Here is a 17,111-nt window from a genome sequence, read left to right as displayed (position 1 = left end):
TCATACTCCCCCCCGTGAAACGTTTTCCTACGCACTTCCCTGGCGTACATGGATCAGTTCAGCAGTGAAAACACGTGCTGACAATCGACTGCCCCCGAATTCAAACGACGACCCAATGCATTTGAAACACCTTGCAGATCATTGCTAAATCCATCGTAATCTTGGCTACGAACACTCTCCATCAAGCGCTTCATTCCCTCTGCCAACGCCTCACGCTGTTTGATGGCGTGGTCATTTTCCAGCTGAATATCCCAATAAACTTCGGGTGGATTCACCAATACGCGAGACAACAACGCCATCATGGTACGCATAGGTGGCGGCATCACTTCCAGCGCGCTCTCAAGGTCCAGTGAGCACTTGGACAACGCAAGGCCAAAACCAAGAATGGCGGCGTGAGGCAACGCCTGACAAAGCGCCATCAGTTCGTCGTGCGCAACAGGCGTCATTCGCTTGATCTTCATTCCTGCGCCGAGCAGGTACTGTTCGATAAAGGTTGAAGGCGAATCTTCCGTATCCAAGCAAACAGCAACGGTACGCCCCTGAACGGAAAGCTTGGGTGAAAACATCGGGTTAATCCCGACAAAGGGCTGTTGAGGAGACTCATTCTTCAGAGCTCGGTAAAACGGATCCTGAACAGAACAAGTCGGAACAAATAAAACATTGCTCGAAACAGCCCCAAGCACCCAAGGTATTGACCGAATCGCCACACTTTCCGGCAAAGCAAAAACAACCGCCGTCGCCCCTTCAAAAATGTGTTCGGTATTACTGAACGGGTTGGTGACATCGACCTCATGAAAAACACTGGGCTGTTCTGGAGGCCTACGATCCACCACGCGGACATTGCATCCGTATTGCATAAGTATGCGGGTGAAGAGGGCCCCCACCAGCCCCGCACCACCCAGCACGACTACCGTGTCGTTCATCACGCTTCGCTCCCTGCGATAAAACTGTAGTAAGGCACGCTAGCCTTGACCAATGTCTCTTCAAGTTCCTGTTGCGGATCAGAGTGTGCAACGATCGCACCGCCAATACCGAAGGTCGCCTCGCCGTCCTGGACAACCGCTGTGCGTATGACAATGCTGAGCTCTGCAGCACCACTGAAAGATAACCATCCCAAAGCGCCAGAATAGATACCTCGTGCCGAGGATTCCAACACGTCAATGATTTCCATCGTGCGCTTCTTAGGTGCTCCGGTCATAGAGCCACCCGGAAAACAGGCGCGAATCGCCTCAAGCGTTGCCACTTCAGATCTAAGGTGACCGCGAACTGTGGAAACCAGTTGATGTACCGACGAGAAGCTTTCGACCGAGAAAATCTCGGGCACATGTACGCTTCCTGGACGACACACCTGATTCAAGTCATGGCGGACCAGATCGACAATCATCAGGTTCTCTGCTCTGTCCTTAGATGAAACCTGAAGCTCATCACGCAGCCTCTGGTCTTCAAAAGGCAGCTTGCTGCGCGGCCTCGTTCCTTTGATTGGCCGGGACTCGATCATCCCGCTGTCATCAATTCTGAGAAAAGTCTCCGGCGATGCACTGAGCACCGAGAACTGCGCAAATGAAAGATATGCCCCATAAGGTACGGGGCTGGCATGACGCATTCGCTTGTAAGCACTCAATGGAACACCGTCGTATGCCATTTTTGCGCGATTAGTCAGACAAATCTCGTAAGACTCGCCATCGGTAATGTACTGCAGCGACTGAGTGATCTTGGCAATGTAATCATCCGGTCCATCATCAAGTGAAAGCTTCAGTTGATCTACAGCCCCAGGAACGAACTTTTCACCAAAAAGGGCGGGCGTTTCTACAAGCTCGGCGATGCGAGGCAGCGCCGGCCAAACGCCCGCCTCTCCCGTGGCAGTGATCATGCACTGATAAGCTTTACCGTCCTGATGATCGAAGACCAGAAAGTGCGGCGCAAACATGAATGCCGCATCCGGATGACTCGACCGATAGGTCTTTCCTCCTCCGGTCAGTGCTTTCAACTCATATCCCAGGTAACCGACAAAACCTCCCTTGAAACCAAATGGTAAGTACTGTGGAGTGGCGATCTGAACGGCTTCAAAAATCTGTGCAACCAAGGTGAAAAAGTCGCCTTTGATACTTTTTTTGCCTTTTGGCCCGTCAAGTGTCAGGTATTCATCAGTGAGATTGTAATCAAGCCTTATAGCGCCCTGCCCCTCCCCACTGCCCATGATCGAGTAACGAGCATTCGGTCTCTCCGACTTTTCGCTGTCCAGCCAGAACGCGAAACGGTCATTTGCATAAAGGGACGAAAATACCGCCTGGGGATCCATGTTTTCGGGCAGCTCGCGGTACGCGAGCTGCATATTCAGCTCGCCCCCCACCGCGACATAGGCGCTTTTTGACGAAGCGCATTCCGTATCGGACTCCAGCCGACTTCTCACACTGACATTGTGTTCAAGCGCCATGCGTATGAAGTTGCTCAGTAACGCATGCCCATACTCCGAATCAATGGACTCCGGGTGGAATTGCACGCCCCATATAGGCCGAGTGATGTGCTCGATTGCCATTACCACGCCTTCGGGCGTCCAGGCTGTGCATTGAAGCTCTAATGGCAAACTTGTGCACATCAACGAGTGGTACCTGACCACATCAAACTGCTCGGGCAAGTCCCGAAAAAGCCCTTTACCTGTATGCGTAATGGGGCTGCGATAGCCATGCACAGGACTTGGGGCATGCCCGACAGAACCGCCAAGGAATTGTGCAATACCCTGATGCCCCAGGCATATACCAAGTATCGGTACAGGAGAATGCAAAATGACACTACCGCAGACACCGAAATCCTCCTCTTCGGCAGGATGTCCGGGGCCCGGCGACAACACCACAGCGTCATATCGTTCGATGCCCAGCTCGCTGTAGGAAACAGAGTTCTTTACGATGTCTGCAGATACCCCCGTTACCTCGAAAAGATATTGGGCGATGTTATGGGTAAAGGAGTCGAAGTTATCAATCATCAGTATTTTCATGAGGACACGCTCTGACTCAGACGCTGATTGATCAGCACGTCTTCCCGCACACACGTCTCCGCAATGATCAGATTGAATACCGATTCGGTGTATTCCGGCCTGAGCCCCGAAGCCAATGATCGCTCCTTGATCATATCGAGCACATAGGAAATTCGCCCGGGCTGCATCATCGCTATGCCATGTGCGGCTTTAAGCTCGGCAATATCCATGCACAACTTCATGCGCTCCGAAAGCAGATCAACCACCTGCAAATTTATCGAATCGAGCCTTTCTCGCAATGGTTGCAAAATGTTTGACGTTCCTGTCTGTGTTAACTGTCCATGTTGTTGCATACATGCACCTCCATTAGCCAATTTCTACAAGGTATACGACGGTCATATTCAGGCTGGTTCGCTGAGATTCGGTGCCCACGTCCCGTTTCGCGACAACACTTGCAAAGCAACCCCGAGCGATCTGATCTCTTGCTCACTGTGATCAGCCGACACTGCAAATCGCAGCATTGCCTTACCTTTGGCGATGATCGGATAAAAGACAGGAAACAGCAGCATGCCCTGATCGCGCAGGGCCCGTGCAGCCTGTAATCCGGCCTCTTCGGTTTCAAAAAAGGCCCCCCTGACTGGCGATTGAATACCAGCATTGAGCAACTGGTGATCGGTGACAGAATCTAAAAGGCTGACGTTTTTCCAGAGGCGCCGTTGCAGCACATCAATTTCATCAGTGAGATGAATTTGCGCCGAGGCAACATTCGCCGCGAGCATCGGCACCATAATGGAGTGACCAAATATCAATGGGTTTGCTGAAGTTCGGATGATCTCGACATCCTGCGATTCCGAGACCACGACAAAACCACCTGCACCGCCGAAAGCCTTGGAAAGTGACCCGGCCAGAATAATATTTGCAGGCAACGAATGATCTACCGCAGAAAACGCATAACCCGCACCATGTCGGCCGACAATCGAAATACCGTGCGCATCGTCTACATATAGATATCCCTGCGCAGACTCTAATCGCCGGGAAAGTTCGGCTATGGGTACCAAACCACTCATTGATCCAATGCCATCAATCAAGAGCACTGGGGTTTCGCCCCTGTTCGAGCACTCTTTCAGCGTGTCGGTCAGCGACTCCAGATCAGTAGATTCAACTCTGGAAACAGAACCGAATTGCTCAAGAATCCCCCTCAAAACTTGCATCGAAGCATGGGCAGTTTTGTCCATTAGCCAATGCACTTTCTTTCTGACGGGATAGCCCGCCAATGACCCACTGCCCAACAGAGGCAGAACACCTAGATGCACACTGCTGGTAGAGGTGAACACTGCAACCGCGCTACCTCTGTAAACCTGACCAAGCAGATCCTCCAGGTGAGGTAGATAATGCGGACGCATCGCACTCCGAGAAGAGGACAGGTGCAGCCCGCATTTGTTGAGTGCCCGTTGTGCTGCCTCAATCAGTGCAGGATGGGTTTCGAGCCCCAAATACGAGCACGACACAAATTCGGTGTACACACCTCCTTCCTGAAGGGTGATCTGCTTGCCGATACGACTCGTGACGGTAAAACCCGTCAACCCTTCCTCATAGGCAGTTGTCAGTGCACCGGTGGTGTTGCCACGGCGAATGCTCATCCAGTCTTGCTTGACTTGCACATCCATTGCTAAAGCTCCTTTCCAAATTTACTGAGGCTTGCGGCCGATAGTCATTACCGAGCTGCCCGACGCATCAGACTGGTCCTTGTCAATCACTGTTTGTATCTCTGCCAGATGAGCGAGCCTGAACAGTTCTCGCAACGCTTCGGCCTGATCCTCGCCGTGCTCCATCACAAGCCAGCCATCGCGAACGAGCAATCGGTCGGCGAGAGCAATAATCTGCCGAATCAACTCAAGACCATCGGCCCCGGAATAAACAGACGCAGGAGGATGGTGCTCACCCCATTCGGGCAGCAACTCCTGGGCCTGCGGAACGTAGGGAGGATTGGCGACAATAAGGTCGATCTGCTGATCAAATTGCGCAAACGCCTTTTCGTCGAGAATATCTGCCTGCAGGTGGTCTGCGTGCACGCCCTTGAACGACAAGCGATCAATATTGCGTTTGAGATACTGGATGGCTATCGGATCAAACTCTACGCAAGTGACGTCGAGATCAGGTCTGCGCCGGGCAATCGCCAGACCGATGGCGCCGCTGCCCGCACACAGATCCAGAACCTTTGAGCCCGACTCCAGCGCTGCACTGCGCTCAATCCATTTGTGAATGACTCTGCTATGAGGTCGCGGGATGAACACCCCACTCCCGACGACAAGCGACAAATCGTCAAAGTCCACCGTGCCGACAATATGCCCGAGCGGAATCCGGTTGCAGCGCTCTTGGACCGCCAACATGAACTCCTCCAGTGCCAAACTCTTATCCGCGCGCTCGATAAAGCGATCCACAAGACAACTCAGGTCTTCTTCCAGACTCCAGACGCCGGACTTTTTCAGCAGTTCTCGCGCCTGGTCAATAGCGAGGAACTCACGTTCAGTAAGACTCATGACCACTCCCGGTAATATTGGGAGAGTTTATTCAGGATTGACTCGTACAGATAAGAAAACGCTACCAACTCCGGTGGCGGAGTAAACGACGGGTGCAAATCATCTATCAACTTTTGATAGTTGCGCGACAACCCCTCATCCAGCAGTGGAAACCAATAAGGTTTTATATCCCAGCGATACTCATAGCCCGTTGCAAACATCTGTTGCACCGTTTCTTTAACAGTGTTTTCGCGGGAAAATCCGGTCAGTGGAGCGCGCACTGGCGTAAACGGACTGAGATCAAGACTATTACTTTTCATGCCAGTCAAACAGTCAGCTATATAGCCTGCCAATAACGGCGACTGATGCAACCCGTCCCGATAAGTGCCTGTTGCGAGCCAAAGCCCCTCTATACCGCACTCACCTATCAATGGGAATCCGTCTGCCGGAATGGGCCTGTTGCCGACCTGAATGGAAATGACTTCTGCGCCATGGAGATCTAAACTCAACTGATCGACAGCACAATCAAGCAAGAACTGCACATCCGAAATCAGCGCGTGTTTCTTAGGCTGCTCGGAAATAATATTGGTCGCCCCAAGGTATAGAATTCCATCACCACGGGGGACGCAGTGCAGGCCGCAGGCAAATGCACGGTTCGGGGTACGAATGACGGAGTTAGGCAGATCGCCCCCCTCCGGCATTTTCACCAGTATGGACACGCCATACCCACTGAACAATGGTGGAATCCTCTTAACCACCTCGTCAAAGTGACTCAGCAAATCCAGAGAGTGAACGCCCGCAGCGACGATGACTTTTCGTGCCCAAAGTACCTCTCCACTGCCCAACTCCACACCAGTGACTACACCGCCCTCTGCCAGCACTCGCTCGGCATTCTCATTCTTCAGAGTGCCCCCTTCAGCGACAAATGCAGCATCCAGTTTTTCCAGTAACAGGTGGGAGTTCACTGAATGTTCGTTCGGAATGTACAGCCCTCGTAGAGGACGAACGAGATGATTCGGCTTGAGCCACTCCATTTTACGTGGATCGATGACTTCGAAGGGTTCGCCATACTCAGTCAGCGTGCTCTCGATAGTGTCGTAGTTGACGCTATCGACTTCGTCCATGCCCGCCGTATTGAGCAAAACGTGAGTCCCCATTGCAGTGAACAGGGATGTCGGATTACCAGAAGAAACGGCCAAACGTTCCGCCCAGCTTGGCCATAGTTGCTGGGCTTGACGATCCATATCCAGCTTCAGGCGGCCAAAATCGCTCGCCAGCAACCCACTGGTAACCTCACCAAAACAACCGTTCATTGCCCCGGCAGCCCTCGAGGCTGCATTCGCACGATCGGTTTCGCCGACCCGACAGACTTTTAAACCTCGCGATGACAACTCATACGCGATTGAACCACCCACAGCACCCGCCCCTACAACAATGACGTCGAACTCCATGTTTTGACCTCAAAATATTAATTACGGTTTAAGAGAATTGAATTTCCACCTTTTTAAAAACAAAACATTTCTATAGTTTCGTTACATACCAGTTCAATAGAGCATTTGTTTCATATTGTATCTTTGAAATACTTTCACACATTCAACCAACAAAAAGCCAGCAAAGCCTAACAAACACGAAGGCTAACCAATCAGTTAATCATCGAAACTTAAATTAATATTTTTCGGCCGCATACCAAACTTAAATGTTAAGTTACAAAACATCGATTTTTCGGCAAAACAGCCAACGATGGCTGAACTTAGATATGGAAAAGACTGGAGATTAATTTTCCTTCTCGCGGAAACGCAAACGCCCCGAACAAGTCGGGGCGTTTGTTTTTTTGCGTCACACGAGCCGAGCCGTGTGACATGCCTACAAACCAATCAAGCGCTCTTAATAAGCCTTGCCAGTCTTGTAGAAGTTCTCGAAGCAGAAGTTGGTGGCTTCGATGTAGCCTTCAGCGCCACCGCAGTCGAAACGCTTGCCTTTGAACTTGTAGGCCATCACGCAGCCGTTCTGGGCTTGTTTCATCAGGGCGTCGGTGATCTGGATTTCGCCGCCCTTGCCTGGCTCGGTTTGTTCGATCAGATCGAAGATGTCCGGAGTCAGGATGTAACGACCGATGATCGCCAGATTCGACGGTGCGTCTTCCGGCTTTGGTTTCTCGACCATGCTGTGCACGCGGTAGATGTCGTCGCGGATCATCTCGCCGGCGATCACGCCGTACTTGCTGGTTTCCTGCGGATCGACTTCCTGGATAGCGATGATCGAGCAGCGGAACTGCTTGTACAGTTTGACCATCTGGGTCAGCACGCCGTCGCCTTCGAGGTTGACGCACAGGTCGTCCGCCAGGACCACGGCGAAAGGTTCGTCACCGATCAGCGGGCGACCCGTCAGGATCGCGTGGCCCAGACCTTTCATTTCGGTCTGACGGGTGTAGGAGAACGAGCACTCGTCGAGCAGTTTGCGGATGCCGACCAGGTATTTCTCTTTGTCGGTGCCTTTGATCTGGTTTTCCAGCTCGTAGCTGATATCGAAATGGTCTTCCAGAGCACGTTTGCCACGACCGGTGACGATGGAGATTTCCGTCAGGCCAGCGTCCAGAGCTTCTTCAACGCCGTACTGGATCAGTGGCTTGTTTACCACCGGCAGCATTTCTTTAGGCATGGCTTTAGTCGCTGGCAGGAAGCGAGTACCGTAACCGGCTGCTGGGAACAAGCATTTCTTGATCATATAAGTCCTTGAAAGGGCTGTGTGTACGAGTTTCGGCGCAGTCTAATCAGGCGGCGTGCACCTTACAATGCCCCGCACTGGCTAACCGATGCCAACATAGAGAAATATTCTCGCCGATAGTTCCATCGGCATCCTGGCGCAGCCAGATCAGCGTAGCTCAAAGCTGCCAGCAAACTGAATCACCATACGCTTATCGCCCCCCAATGCGAGCATTTGCCGGTATCATGGCGCCTTTGAACCAGCGAACGAGACAGATAGATGGCCGCGGTAAAAATCATCAATGGGTATGTGATCGACAAGAAAGACGGCAAGTGGACACTGACCACCACCAATGGCGAACACATCGCCGGGCCTTTCGACAGCGAACAAATGGCGACCGATGTTGCTTCCGTATTCACCGACACTCCGGCATCGGCCAAGCGCCGTGGCAAAGATCAGGACTGATCTGCTGCGATATGCCCAGCCCTGCCCTTGAGCAGGGCTTTTTTGTGCTCACGTACAAACAAGTGGCCAAACGCTATAACCTTTTCCCACCGGCGCTGTCAGAGCGTCTAGTCCCCCTCGCTGAAGACCATGAACATGACCCTGAAAAAATTCCTGCCGCTGATTGCGGTATTGGCACTGGCCGGCTGTGCCACCTCTCAACCCACGTACCTGAACAACGGCGAACAGGGGCTGTCGATCGATTGCTCCGGCGAAGCCAACTCCTGGGCGACCTGCTATGAAAAAGCCGATGCGTCCTGCGCGGGCACTGGTTATCGCATCGTTGGCACTGACGGCACGCCCCAGCCCAAAGAGAGCGACAAAACCCTGGGCGTCGATGTCGGCAATTACAAGAACCGCAGCGTTGTCGTGGTCTGCAAATAGACCTTACATATGTATCTCGGCGAATTTGATCCCGAGTCCACGCACGACTTCGATCAGGTCGTCGAGGCGGTTGAAGGATTCGACTTCGTCGTTATCGTCGACCAGAAAGTAACTGCGGCCGGCGCTCTTCTTGAAAAACACGATCCACTCACCCGGATTCGCCGGGTTCTGGATGACATGGGTGGCAGAGATCAGGCCCTCTACGTGGCGCTCCCGTACTTGCTCTCGCTTCATCGCGACTCCAGAAATGAAAATGCCGTCACAGCATGACTGCGACGGCATCGGTGCTGATGACTGCCAGTCTATCAGCCGGAAATACACGCATTGGCGGCCTTTTGCACGTCACGCGGGCGAACCGGCACATTCGACATGCGCTCATGCAGCTTGATGCTGCTGCCGCCGGAGCGATCTTCGATATCAAACACCGCTGCCGCACCGGTAGAAAGTTTCCCCGGCACGATGACCCGAACCCCGTCCTTGTGCGGCTGCACTTGCAGCGCGCCGCGGCTGTCTGCCAGTTTCTCGGCCAGACACTGGGCATATTCATGGGGTTTCTTGCCGGAGATCACGCTCATGGTCGGCAGCGTTTCATTGATTTCGGAAACACTCGCACAACCAGCCACAGCCAGAACCAACGGCAGACACACCACACCCCACTTCATACAAAACCTCCGTTAAAGACCGTCCGACAGCACAAATGCCGTTTTTCTCCGGGGCCTTCTGCATTTAACCCGCATCCAATCGCGAATATCTGTTCAAAATTGTCAAACCAACGCCCGACGGCCAGATAATAACCCGTGCGGGCTGATAAACTGCGCGCAATTACAAGCTATCGTTTTGATTTTGTAGAAAAAGCCCTTCTGGAGGCGCCCATGAAATTCATTCACCAGCGCGAACACCTCAACGAAGACGACATCGTCGTCATTCAATGCTCGCAAATGTGCAACATCCGTCTGATGAACGACGCCAACTTCCGCAGCTTCAAGAATGGCGGCCGTCACACCTATCACGGCGGCGCCTTCGACACCTTCCCGGCCCGTATCACCGCGCCGAGCACCGGCTTCTGGAACATCACCATCGACACCGTCAACCGCCGTCCGATCAGCGTCACGCGCAAGCCGACGCTGACCCACTCGATCAAGATCATCCGTCGTTCCAGCACCAAACTCAGCTGAGACACGCCGTCCAACCAGAAAGGAATGCATGACCGTGGCCCAAACGACCAAATACGTCATCAAGTACAAACTCAACGGTGAACGCCGCTTCGAGTTCGCGCAACTGGAAAACGGCACTGAAGAAGAAGCCAAGGCTGCTCTGGATGCGCTTCACGGCTCGTCTGAAGACGTGATCAGCGACATCGCCGTCAGCAAAGCGCTGTAAGCATCGACAGGAATTTGACCGCAAGCGGCGGAGTGTTCTGCCGCGAGGCCCTGCCCAGACTGACTTTCTTCGACCATGAGTCAAGGAGTCAGTATGTCGATGTCCCCTTCCCGGCTGGATTCGCTCGACTGGGCAAGCCTTGAGCAGCAACTGGATCAGCACGGCTACGCGATCATCCGTTCGTTGCTGCTGGCCGAAACCTGTGATCAATTGAGTGCGCTGTATCCGCAGACCGAACCGTTTCGTTCGCAGGTCATCATGGCCCGCCACGGTTTCGGTCGCGGCGAGTACAAATATTTTCGTTACCCCCTGCCGACAGCGGTAGAACGCCTTCGCGGCGCGCTGTACCCGCGTCTGGTTACGTTGGCCAATCGCTGGTACGAACGCATGAACCTGCCCGAGCGCTTTCCGGCGAGCCACGCCGAGTTTCTTCAGCGTTGCCATGCCGCCGGTCAACGCCGCCCTACCCCTCTTTTGCTGCAATACGGTCCGCAGGATTACAACTGCCTTCATCAGGACCTGTACGGCGAATCGGTTTTTCCGTTGCAAGTGGCGATTCTTCTGTCAGAACCCGGGCAAGACTTTATCGGAGGAGAATTCGTGCTCACCGAACAACGCCCGCGCATGCAATCCCGACCTCACGTGCTGAACCTGACGAAAGGTGACGCAGTAATCTTTGCCGTCAACCAGCGCCCGGTCAAAGGCGTGCGCGGTGATTATCGGGTGACGATGCGTCATGGCGTCAGTCGCCTGCACAGTGGAAAAAGGCATACCCTAGGCATCATCTTTCACGACGCCACCTGACCACCATGCACCCGAACACTTTCGATCTGTTCGCCGATCATGAATCCGAGCAACGCCCCCGCACCGAACAGATTGGCGAGCATTCGTCGGTGCTGCATGGTTTCGCCCTGCCGCTGATCGAGCAGATTCTGCCGGCGCTGGATGCGATTCTAGCCGCCGCGCCCTTGCGCCACATGGTTACGCCGGGTGGTTTCAGCATGTCGGTAGGCACCAGCAGTTGCGGCGCTCTGGGCTGGATCACTGATCGCCACGGTTATCGTTATTCAAGCGTCGATCCGCTCAGTGATTTGCCATGGCCAGCGATGCCGGAAGTATTCTCGGCGCTGGCAAACTCGGCAGCGGCGCAAGCCGGATTTGCTGACTTCAACGCTGATTCCTGCTTGATCAACTGCTATGTCCCCGGCGCCAAGATGTCATTGCATCAGGACAAAGACGAAAAGGCCTACAGCGCACCGATCGTTTCGCTGTCACTCGGGTTGCCGGCGATGTTCCTCTTTGGCGGCTTCAATCGCAGCGACAAGAGCCAGCGGATTGCCTTGCTGCATGGCGACATGGTGGTCTGGGGAGGCGTTGATCGCTTGCGTTATCACGGTGTGTTGCCGATCAAGCAGGGTCGGCATCCACGTCTGGGTGAACAACGGATCAATCTGACCTTTCGCGTCGCCGGATAACCTGCAAAAGTTTGACCGCAAGGCCCGGAGTGTTGTGCCTTGCGACGCTGGTTAACCTGAATCAAACAGGTCAACGGATAACCGCTCATGAAAACGCTTTCGACCACCTTCAACACCGAAAACGATCCACGCTGGGCCGCCGTGGTTGCGCGAGATCCACAGGCGGACGGGCAATTTGTCTACGCGGTGAAAACCACTGGCATCTACTGCCGCCCGAGCAGCCTCTCGCGCTTGCCGAAACCGCAGAACGTGGAGTTTTTCGATACCGCTGAGCAGGCCGAAGCTGCCGGCTATCGTCCGAGCAAACGAACCAGCAAGGATCAGAGTGATGTCGCCGCGCAGCATGCCGCGACCGTCGCCATTGCCTGCCGCCATATCGAATCCGCCGAGACGTTGCCGGCGCTCAACGAACTGGCAAAAACCGCCGGCCTGAGTCCGTTTCATTTCCATCGCGTATTCAAAGCCGCGACAGGGTTGACGCCCAAGGGCTACGCAACGGCTCATCGCTCGCGCAAAGTCCGTGAGCGCCTGGCAGACGGTGGTTCGGTGACGGATGCGCTGTACGACGCGGGCTTCAACTCCAACAGCCGTTTCTATGAATCAGCGGATCATTTGCTGGGCATGAAACCGGGCGACTATCGCGATGCCGGAAAGAACAACGACATCCGCTTCGCCGTTGGCCAATGCTCGCTCGGCGCGATTCTGGTGGCGCAAAGCGAGCGTGGCGTGTGCGCGATTCTGTTGGGTGACGATCCGCATCAACTGGTGTGCGATCTGCAGGATCAGTTTCGCCAAGCCAACCTGATCGGCGCCGATGCCGGGTTCGAGCAATTGATCGCCAAGGTTGTGGGATTTATTGAAGCCCCGGCGCTTGGTCTCGATCTGCCACTGGACGTTCGCGGCACGGCGTTTCAGGAGCGCGTGTGGCAGGCGCTGCGGGAAATTCCGGCGGGCCACACGGCCAGTTACGCCGAAATTGCCCAGCGCATCGGCGCACCGACTTCCATGCGCGCGGTGGCGCAGGCTTGCGGGGCCAACCGTCTGGCGGTGGCGATCCCGTGCCACCGCGTGGTGCGCAGCGATGGCAATCTTTCGGGCTACCGCTGGGGGGTTGAGCGCAAGCGTCAGTTGCTGGAGCGCGAGACCCAGGCTTAACGATTGACGTCCACCACAACCCGTCCGCGAAGTTGCCCGGCGAGCAATTTTGGCGCTGCATCGATGGCCTCACTCAGGCCGATTTCATGGCTGATCAAGGCCAACAAGGAGAAATCCAGATCCCTGGCCAAACGATCCCACGCCTCCAGACGACGAGCCTTGGGCTGGGTCACGCTGTTGATGCCGGCCAGGGTCACGCCGCGCAGAATGAATGGGGCGACCGAAGCCGGGAAATCCATACCTTGCGCCAGACCACATGCCGCGACCGTGCCTTCAGAGCGAGTGCTGGCGCAGGCATTGGCCAACGTATGACTACCGACCGAATCGATCACCGCCGCCCAGCGCTCTTTCGCCAACGGTTTGCCGGGCGCCGACAACGTTGCCCGGTCGATGATTTCGCCGGCGCCCAATTGCTTAAGATACTCGTGCTCGGAGACGCGGCCAGTGGAGGCGACAACGCTGTAGCCAAGCTTGCTCAGTAGCGCGATGGCAAAACTGCCGACGCCGCCATTGGCGCCCGTCACCAGCACCTCTCCCTGTTCTGGCGTCACACCATTACGCTCAAGCGCGAGAATGCACAGCATCGCCGTATACCCAGCCGTACCGATGGCCATGGCTTGCGCCGCCGTAAAGGCTTTGGGCAATGGAATCAGCCAATCGCCATTGAGTCGCGCCTTCTGCGCCAGACCGCCCCAGTGATTTTCGCCGACACCCCAGCCATTGAGCACCACCTGATCACCCACCTTATAGTCGGGGTGCGAACTGGCTTCTACGGTGCCCGCCAGGTCGATCCCCGGCACCATCGGAAACTTGCGCACCACCGGACTGCTGCCGGTAATCGCCAGACCATCCTTGAAGTTCAGCGTGCTGTAGGCAACAGCGACGGTGACATCGCCTTCGGGCAATTGCTCTTCGTTGACCTGCTGCAGGTTGGCGCGATAACCGCTGTCGTCTTTGTCGATCACAATGGCGTTGAACATGACTGCCTCGCATGACTGTTTTCAGAATCTCGTGCCTTGAAATACCACATCGCAACACCCTGCCACATTCGACTTTGCGCCAATCGGTGAATCGGCCGGGTATTTCCAACGCGGGCGACTATGCTTTTTCGACGGTCGTGGTTTCGCCGAAATTTTTAAAGAGTCCGCCATTGCCGCGACCACCGGCGTACCAGCAATTTTCATCACGCTTCTGGAGGCCGAAGAACGGCGGATTTCATCGACGCTGAAAAACTGCACGGGTTGTTCTGAATTTCGAACTGGCCCCGAATCCGGTTTTGCTGCTAAAAACCGGCTTTGCCCCCTGCCCGCTGCACCGTTCGGAGAACTTCCCTCATGAGCCAATGGCCAGACACGCGCATTCTTGACCTGCTCGGCATTCAATTGCCGATCATCCAGGGCCCTATGGCCGGTGCGACGAATTCGTCCATGGTCATCGCCGTGTGCAATGCCGGTGGCCTGGGTTCGATGCCGGCGGCGATGCTGAGCCTCGAGCAATTGCGCGAAGAGCTGAAAACCATTCGCCAGCACACCGACAAGCCCTTCAACGTCAACTTCTTCTGCCATCAGCCACCGGCAGCCGATGAGCAACGCGCGCGTGACTGGAAGAATTTGTTCGAACCGTATTACCGCGAACTGGGCGTGGATTTCGCTGCACCGACGCCAGTCTCCAACCGGGCACCGTTCGATGCGGCAGCCTGCGAGGTGCTGGAAGAATTTCGACCTGAAGTCGTGAGTTTCCACTTCGGCCTGCCAGAGAAATCGCTGCTGGATCGGGTCAAGGCAACCGGTGCGAAAATCCTCTCCTCGGCTACCACTGTCGATGAAGCGATCTGGCTGGAACAGCATGGCTGCGACGCGATTATCGCCATGGGTTATGAGGCCGGCGGCCATCGCGGCATGTTTCTCAGTGATGACCTGAGCAGTCAGGTCGGCACGTTTGCCTTGGTGCCTCAGATAGTCGATGCGGTTAACGTGCCGGTGATTGCCGCCGGGGCTATTGCCGATGCACGCGGCGTGGCGGCGGCATTTGTATTGGGCGCATCGGCGGTTCAGGTGGGCACGGCCTATCTGTTCACGCCGGAAGCCAAAGTCAGCGCCGCTCACCACAAAGCGTTGCGCACCGCCAAGGAAAGCGAAACGGCGATCACCAATATTTTCACCGGGCGACCGGCACGGGGCATTCTCAACCGCGTCATGCGTGAGGTGGGACCGATGTCGCCAAAAGCACCGGCGTTTCCTCTGGCCGGTGGTGCGCTGATGCCGTTGCGAGCGATCAACGAAGCAGAGTTTGCCAACCTCTGGGCCGGTCAGGCATTCACTCTCGGCAAAGACATTGGCAGTGCTGAACTGACCCGGCAATTGGCCGAAGGTGCATTGGCAAAACTTACTCGTCATTGAAGCTGCCCATTGTGAGAATTCAGGCATCCTCACACGGGTTTCAACCAACACTTCCTGTTTGGCGGCATTTCGCTATATATTTCGCTATATAGCGAATTCACCCCCTCGCATCGGCGCAGTCCACCTCCAACAATAACTGCCCCCTGCACCCGCCAACAACGGAGCTGTTACATGACCACTCGTGCCTCACGTTTTGCCCCTGCCTGCCTGGCCTCTTTGCTCGCAGTCTTCGCCATCGGAGCAGTTCAGGCTGATGAAGTGCAGGTGGCGGTTGCAGCCAACTTCACCGCGCCGATCCAGGCCATCGCCGCCGATTTCGAAAAAGACACCGGGCACAAACTGGTCGCAGCCTACGGTGCAACCGGCCAGTTCTACACTCAGATCAAAAACGGCGCGCCGTTTGAAGTGTTCCTCTCCGCTGACGACACCACCCCGGAAAAACTTGAAAAAGAAGGCGACACCGTCAAAGGTTCACGCTTCACCTACGCCATCGGCACCCTGGCGTTGTGGTCGGCGAAAGAAGGTTATGTCGATGCCAAAGGCGAGGTGCTGAAAAACAACGAGTATCAGCATCTGTCCATCGCCAACCCGAAAGCGGCGCCGTACGGCCTGGCCGCCACGCAAGTGCTGGAAAAACTCAAACTGACCGAAGCCACCAAAGCCAAGATCGTTGAAGGTCAGAACATCACGCAGGCTTACCAATTCGTCTCCACCGGCAACGCCGAACTGGGTTTTGTCGCCCTGTCGCAGATCTACAAGGACGGCAAAGTCAGCAGCGGTTCGGCATGGATCGTCCCTGCGAGCCTGCACGACCCGATCAAACAGGACGCGGTCATTCTGAACAAAGGCAAAGACAACGCCGCTGCCAAAGCCTTGGTTGAATACCTCAAAGGCCCGAAAGCCGCTGCGGTGATCAAGTCCTACGGTTATCAGCTCTAAATGTCGCTGACGAGTGCCGATTTCGCGGCGATCTGGCTGACCCTGAAACTGGCGTCCCTGACCACCGTGATCCTGCTGGTTGTCGGCACTCCGATTGCCCTGTGGCTGTCGCGCACCCGTTCGTGGTTGCGCGGCCCGATCGGAGCGATCGTCGCCCTGCCCCTCGTGTTGCCACCGACCGTGATCGGTTTCTATCTGTTATTGATGATGGGGCCGCACGGCTTTCTCGGCCAATTTACCCAATGGCTGGGCCTGGGCACTTTGACCTTCAGCTTCACCGGCCTGGTGATCGGTTCGGTGATCTATTCCATGCCGTTCGTGGTGCAACCGTTGCAGAACGCGTTCTCGGCGATCGGCACCCGCCCACTGGAAGTCGCCGCGACCTTGCGCGCCAATCCGTGGGACACTTTTTTTAGCGTGATTTTGCCGCTGGCGCGCCCCGGTTTTATCACGGCGGCGATCCTCGGCTTCGCACATACCGTCGGTGAGTTCGGCGTGGTGCTGATGATTGGCGGCAACATACCCGACAAGACCCGCGTGGTTTCCGTACAAATCTACGACCACGTCGAAGCGCTGGAATACGCACAGGCCCACTGGCTGGCCGGGGCGATGCTGGTGTTCTCGTTTCTGGTGTTGCTGGCGTTGTACTCCAGCCGCAAGACCCGCGCAGGCTGGAGCTGAT

The 17,111-nt window shown here is 55.4% G+C and carries 20 protein-coding genes; 10 read left to right on the top strand and 10 right to left on the bottom strand.

What is annotated here, in order from left to right; genetic code table 11:
* Window positions 1-53 precede the first annotated feature (53 nt).
* The 7 genes from AC5SEM_RS09865 to galU form a co-directional block, all read right to left on the bottom strand.
* Window positions 54-923: a prephenate dehydrogenase dimerization domain-containing protein gene (locus AC5SEM_RS09865; RefSeq protein WP_122607749.1), complete on the bottom strand. Its 870-nt coding sequence runs from the start codon at window positions 921-923 to the stop codon at window positions 54-56.
* Entirely contained in the window at window positions 923-2,980 is a 2,058-nt protein-coding gene (gene pabB / locus AC5SEM_RS09860) for an aminodeoxychorismate synthase component I (RefSeq protein ID WP_495472815.1), read from the bottom strand. Before pabB ends, AC5SEM_RS09865 begins: the two co-directional genes overlap by 1 nt.
* Window positions 2,981-2,988: 8 nt before the next feature.
* Window positions 2,989-3,324 carry a chorismate mutase gene (locus tag AC5SEM_RS09855; protein WP_137217861.1) on the bottom strand — a complete coding sequence of 112 codons (336 nt, stop codon included), beginning with the start codon at window positions 3,322-3,324 and terminating at the stop codon, window positions 2,989-2,991.
* 48 nt (window positions 3,325-3,372) lie between these two features.
* On the bottom strand, window positions 3,373-4,638 hold the full coding sequence (locus AC5SEM_RS09850; RefSeq protein ID WP_137217860.1) for an aminotransferase class I/II-fold pyridoxal phosphate-dependent enzyme: 1,266 nt from the start codon (window positions 4,636-4,638) through the stop codon (window positions 3,373-3,375).
* 21 nt (window positions 4,639-4,659) lie between these two features.
* Window positions 4,660-5,511 carry a HemK/PrmC family methyltransferase gene (locus tag AC5SEM_RS09845; protein ID WP_064117932.1) on the bottom strand — a complete coding sequence of 284 codons (852 nt, stop codon included), beginning with the start codon at window positions 5,509-5,511 and terminating at the stop codon, window positions 4,660-4,662.
* Window positions 5,508-6,941, bottom strand: a complete 1,434-nt coding sequence (locus AC5SEM_RS09840; RefSeq protein WP_495472814.1) for an NAD(P)/FAD-dependent oxidoreductase — start codon at window positions 6,939-6,941, stop codon at window positions 5,508-5,510. The genes AC5SEM_RS09845 and AC5SEM_RS09840 overlap by 4 nt, the downstream gene beginning before the upstream one ends.
* 433 nt (window positions 6,942-7,374) lie before the next feature.
* Window positions 7,375-8,214, bottom strand: coding sequence for a UTP--glucose-1-phosphate uridylyltransferase GalU (galU, locus tag AC5SEM_RS09835; protein ID WP_007912230.1), 840 nt, complete (start codon window positions 8,212-8,214; stop codon window positions 7,375-7,377).
* A gap of 258 nt (window positions 8,215-8,472) precedes the next feature.
* On the opposite strand from galU, the gene AC5SEM_RS09830 reads away from it, so the two are divergent.
* Together AC5SEM_RS09830 and AC5SEM_RS09825 are read left to right on the top strand one after the other, a co-directional pair.
* Window positions 8,473-8,658 carry a hypothetical protein gene (locus AC5SEM_RS09830; RefSeq protein WP_007912238.1) on the top strand — a complete coding sequence of 62 codons (186 nt, stop codon included), beginning with the start codon at window positions 8,473-8,475 and terminating at the stop codon, window positions 8,656-8,658.
* Window positions 8,659-8,787: 129 nt separating this feature from the next.
* Window positions 8,788-9,081: a hypothetical protein gene (locus AC5SEM_RS09825; RefSeq protein WP_404943022.1), complete on the top strand. Its 294-nt coding sequence runs from the start codon at window positions 8,788-8,790 to the stop codon at window positions 9,079-9,081.
* A 3-nt stretch (window positions 9,082-9,084) separates the two neighbouring features.
* Here the strand turns inward: AC5SEM_RS09825 and AC5SEM_RS09820 are convergent, their stop codons facing one another.
* The gene (locus AC5SEM_RS09820; protein ID WP_008082673.1) at window positions 9,085-9,315 is read right to left on the bottom strand and encodes a hypothetical protein; all 231 of its coding nucleotides are present in this window, start codon (window positions 9,313-9,315) and stop codon (window positions 9,085-9,087) included.
* A gap of 71 nt (window positions 9,316-9,386) precedes the next feature.
* A complete protein-coding gene (locus tag AC5SEM_RS09815; RefSeq protein ID WP_077573101.1) occupies window positions 9,387-9,743 on the bottom strand; it encodes a hypothetical protein in 357 nt (118 codons plus the stop codon).
* A gap of 210 nt (window positions 9,744-9,953) precedes the next feature.
* On the opposite strand from AC5SEM_RS09815, the gene AC5SEM_RS09810 reads away from it, so the two are divergent.
* The 5 genes from AC5SEM_RS09810 to ada all read left to right on the top strand — a co-directional run bounded on the left by AC5SEM_RS09810 (window position 9,954) and on the right by ada (window position 13,091).
* Window positions 9,954-10,256: a DUF1883 domain-containing protein gene (locus tag AC5SEM_RS09810; protein ID WP_016984992.1), complete on the top strand. Its 303-nt coding sequence runs from the start codon at window positions 9,954-9,956 to the stop codon at window positions 10,254-10,256.
* Window positions 10,257-10,284: 28 nt separating this feature from the next.
* Window positions 10,285-10,461 carry a hypothetical protein gene (locus AC5SEM_RS09805; protein WP_193559261.1) on the top strand — a complete coding sequence of 59 codons (177 nt, stop codon included), beginning with the start codon at window positions 10,285-10,287 and terminating at the stop codon, window positions 10,459-10,461.
* A 93-nt stretch (window positions 10,462-10,554) separates the two neighbouring features.
* A complete protein-coding gene (locus tag AC5SEM_RS09800) occupies window positions 10,555-11,265 on the top strand; it encodes a 2OG-Fe(II) oxygenase (RefSeq protein WP_495472813.1) in 711 nt (236 codons plus the stop codon).
* Between the two features lie 5 nt (window positions 11,266-11,270).
* A complete protein-coding gene (gene alkB, locus AC5SEM_RS09795) occupies window positions 11,271-11,936 on the top strand; it encodes a DNA oxidative demethylase AlkB (RefSeq protein WP_495472812.1) in 666 nt (221 codons plus the stop codon).
* An 87-nt stretch (window positions 11,937-12,023) separates the two neighbouring features.
* Window positions 12,024-13,091, top strand: coding sequence for a bifunctional DNA-binding transcriptional regulator/O6-methylguanine-DNA methyltransferase Ada (gene ada / locus AC5SEM_RS09790; protein WP_212622199.1), 1,068 nt, complete (start codon window positions 12,024-12,026; stop codon window positions 13,089-13,091).
* Here the strand turns inward: ada and acuI are convergent.
* The gene (acuI, locus tag AC5SEM_RS09785) at window positions 13,088-14,071 is read right to left on the bottom strand and encodes an acrylyl-CoA reductase (NADPH) (protein WP_495472811.1); all 984 of its coding nucleotides are present in this window, start codon (window positions 14,069-14,071) and stop codon (window positions 13,088-13,090) included. The genes ada and acuI overlap by 4 nt on opposite strands.
* 354 nt (window positions 14,072-14,425) lie before the next feature.
* Here acuI and AC5SEM_RS09780 point away from each other — a divergent pair, with 354 nt between their 5' ends.
* The 3 genes from AC5SEM_RS09780 (at window position 14,426) to modB (ending at window position 17,110) form a co-directional block, all read left to right on the top strand.
* Complete coding sequence (locus AC5SEM_RS09780) at window positions 14,426-15,490, top strand: NAD(P)H-dependent flavin oxidoreductase (RefSeq protein WP_495472810.1); 1,065 nt, start codon at window positions 14,426-14,428, stop codon at window positions 15,488-15,490.
* A 171-nt stretch (window positions 15,491-15,661) separates the two neighbouring features.
* The gene (gene modA / locus AC5SEM_RS09775; protein ID WP_495472809.1) at window positions 15,662-16,429 is read left to right on the top strand and encodes a molybdate ABC transporter substrate-binding protein; all 768 of its coding nucleotides are present in this window, start codon (window positions 15,662-15,664) and stop codon (window positions 16,427-16,429) included.
* Window positions 16,430-17,110 carry a molybdate ABC transporter permease subunit gene (gene modB / locus AC5SEM_RS09770; RefSeq protein WP_137217850.1) on the top strand — a complete coding sequence of 227 codons (681 nt, stop codon included), beginning with the start codon at window positions 16,430-16,432 and terminating at the stop codon, window positions 17,108-17,110.
* Window position 17,111 lies beyond the last annotated feature (1 nt).

The sequence above is a fragment of the Pseudomonas sp. CH61 genome (genome assembly GCF_059429415.1).
Note: the sequence above shows the minus strand (reverse complement) of the source record. Positions and strands in the feature narration are given on the sequence as shown.